General features: G+C 65.4%; 2 protein-coding genes and 1 pseudogene. 2 read left to right on the top strand and 1 reads right to left on the bottom strand.

Features of this window, described 5'->3' with window-relative positions:
• Nucleotides 1-2,359, top strand: a 2,359-nt coding sequence (locus VN856_RS05150; protein WP_325686804.1) for an arabinosyltransferase, incomplete at its 5' end; no start/stop codon positions are given.
• 266 nt (nt 2,360-2,625) lie between these two features.
• Nucleotides 2,626-2,853: a CsbD family protein gene (locus VN856_RS05145; RefSeq protein WP_325686802.1), complete on the top strand. Its 228-nt coding sequence runs from the start codon at nt 2,626-2,628 to the stop codon at nt 2,851-2,853.
• 48 nt (nt 2,854-2,901) lie between these two features.
• Here the strand turns inward: VN856_RS05145 and VN856_RS05140 are convergent.
• Nucleotides 2,902-3,135: pseudogene (locus tag VN856_RS05140) on the bottom strand (zinc-binding alcohol dehydrogenase family protein); the annotation flags it as partial.

Here is a 3,135-nt window from a genome sequence, read left to right as displayed (position 1 = left end):
GTCCAACTACTTCCGCTGGTTCGGCAGCCCGGAGGACCCGTTCGGCTGGTACTACAACTTGCTGGCGCTGATGACCCACGTCAGCGACGCCAGCCTGTGGATGCGGCTGCCGGATCTGATCGCGGGGCTGGTGTGCTGGCTACTGCTGTCACGCGAGGTGCTGCCCCGGTTGGGGCCGGCCGTGACATCGAGCAAGGCCGCCAACTGGGCGGCGGGCTTGGTCCTGCTGACTGCGTGGATGCCGTTCGACAACGGTCTGCGGCCCGAGCCGATTATCGCCGTCGGTTCGCTGATCACCTACGTGCTGATCGAACGCTCGATGCGCTACAGCCGACTGACGCCCGCCGCGCTGGCCGTCATCACGGCCGCGTTCACGCTCGGCGTTCAGCCCACCGGGTTGATCGCCGTGGCCGCATTGATCGCCGGTGGCCGTCCGATCCTGCGCATCTTGGTCCGCCGCCACCGCCTGGTCGGCACGTTGCCGTTGGTGGCACCCATGCTGGCCGCCGGCACGGTCATCCTCACCGTGGTGTTCGCCGACCAGACGCTGTCGACAGTGTTGGAAGCCACCAGGATTCGCACCGCGATCGGCCCCAGCCAGGCCTGGTACACCGAAAACCTGCGCTACTACTACCTGATCCTGCCTACCGTCGACGGGTCGCTGGCGCGCCGGTTCGGCTTCCTGATCACGGCGTTGTGCCTTTTCACGGCCGTGTTCATCATGTTGCGGCGCAAGCGAGTTCCAGGAGTGGCCCGCGGGCCGGCGTGGCGCCTGATGGGTGTCATCTTCGGCACCATGTTCTTCCTGATGTTCACCCCGACCAAGTGGGTGCACCACTTCGGGCTCTTCGCCGCAGTGGGCGCGGCGATGGCCGCGCTGACGACGGTGCTGGTGTCACCGAAAGTACTGCACTGGTCGCGCAACCGGATGGCGTTCCTGGCCGCGGTGATGTTCGTGTTGGCGCTGTGCTTCGCCACCACCAACGGTTGGTGGTACGTGTCCAGCTATGGGGTGCCGTTCAACAACTCCATGCCGAAAATCGGCGGAATCTCAATCAGCACAATATTTTTCGCGCTGTTCGTGATTACCGCTGTGTACGCGGCCTGGCTGCACTTCGCGGACACCAGCCGTGGCGAGGGTCGGCTGGCGCGTGCGCTGACCGCGGCGCCTATCCCCCTCGCGGCGGGCTTCATGGCGCTGGTGTTCATCGGCTCGATGGTGGCCGGCATCGTGCGGCAGTACCCGACCTATTCGAACGCCTGGGACAACCTGCGCGAGTTCAGCGGAGGTTGCGGTCTGGCCGACGACGTACTGGTCGAGCCGGACAGCAACGCCGGCTTCATGGCGCCGCTCAAAACTGGGGAGCCGGACAATTACGGTCCGTTGGGCCCGCTGGGTGGTGTCAGCCCAACGGGATTCACGCCCAACGGCGTACCGGACCGAACCCTGGCCGAGTCGGTCAAGGAGACGTCAGTTCCGCAGCCGGGTACCGATTACGACTGGGATGCGCCGACCAAGCTGAAAACGCCTGGCATCAACGCCTCTACGGTGCCGCTGCCCTACGGCCTTGACCCGCAACGGGTTCCGCTGGCAGGCAGTTATACCACCGGCGCGCAACAGCAGAGCAGGCTGACCTCGGCGTGGTATCAGCTCCCCAAAGCCGACGCCGGACACCCGCTAGTGGTGGTCACCGCCGCGGGCACCATCGCCGGCGACAGCATCCTGCACCATCACACCAAAGGACAGACGGTGGTGCTGGAATTCGGCAAGCCCGGTCCCGGCGGCTCCGTGCTGCCCGCCGGCCGCCTGACGCCCTATGACCTCTACGGCGAGCAGCCGAAGGTGTGGCGCAATCTGCGCTTCGCACGCTCCCAGATGCCCGCCGACGCCGTCGCGGTGCGGGTGGTCGCCGAGGACCTGTCCCTGACGCTGGACGACTGGATCGCGGTGACTCCGCCGCGGGTGCCCGAGCTGCGCTCGCTGCAGGAGTACATCGGCTCGAAGCAACCGGTGCTGATGGACTGGGCGGTCGGACTGGCCTTCCCCTGCCAACAGCCGATGCTGCACGTCTACGGCGTCACCGAGATCCCGAAGTTCCGCATCACCCCGGACTACAACGCCAAGAAACAGGACACCGACACCTGGCAGGACGGCGTCAACGGCGGCCTGCTGGGCATCACCGACTTGTTGTTGCGGGCGCACGTCATGTCCACCTACCTGTCCCATGACTGGGGCCGCGACTGGGGCTCCCTGCGTAAGTTCGACACCCTGGTCGATGCCCCGCCAGCCGAGCTGGATCTCGGCACGGCCACCCATTTCGGCTGGTGGTCGCCGGGCGAGATCAGGATCAAGCCCTAGCTCGCGGTCGACCTGAGAAGTATCACCAGCATCTTCAGTCACTAGGGAGCGGCGTATCTCTCTTTTCATTTCGAGTACACGGGCGATATCACTGGTCCGGATCCACGCGGATTGACAGCGCTAAGCCTTCAATTTGAGCTGGTCCTGTTCCCCTGGCCAGCATTGATATGGGCGCGCATGACACGTGGTGACGGCCATCACGTTCCGATCCGGACGAGGGCGGGTAGGCCTTGAACATCCCCATCCCCGAGCAAAAAGGAGTGACTGTGACCAGCGGACCCGAAGCGGCCATCAAGGGCATTGTCGAGGACGTCAAAGGCAAGGCGAAAGAAATCATCGGCATCGTCCTCAGCCACGAAGACCTTCGCAAGGAAGGCCGTGCGCAGCAGGAGAAGGCCGAGGCCCAGCGCGACGTGGCCAAGAAGGAAGCTGAGGCAACCGCCGCGCGCGCCGCGGAGAAGGCGGCCGAGGCTCGCCAGAAATCGTCACGCTAGAACGTAACCAGACTGGGCGGCAACAGCTTTGGCTGTTGCCGCCCAGTTTTATGTGGTGAACACGATCCGCTCGGTGCCGAAGTCCTGCCACGCGGACGTCACGTCACGCAGCGGGACTGCCCGCGCGTCGATGTGCAGCGCGCCGCTGGTGATCGCCTCGGCGATCGCGGGCAACTCGGCCAGGATGTCGCGAGTGGGTACCGACCCCTGCCCGCTACCCACTATCCGCAGCGGAAATGCCCGCAGCACGTCCGACGGGATCTCGGCGATCGCGCCGGCGAC

The organism is Mycobacterium sp. (assembly GCF_035603715.1).
In the GTDB taxonomy this organism is placed as follows: domain Bacteria; phylum Actinomycetota; class Actinomycetes; order Mycobacteriales; family Mycobacteriaceae; genus Mycobacterium.
The sequence above is the reverse complement of the archived record's forward strand: the minus strand, read 5'-3'. Positions and strand labels throughout refer to the sequence as shown.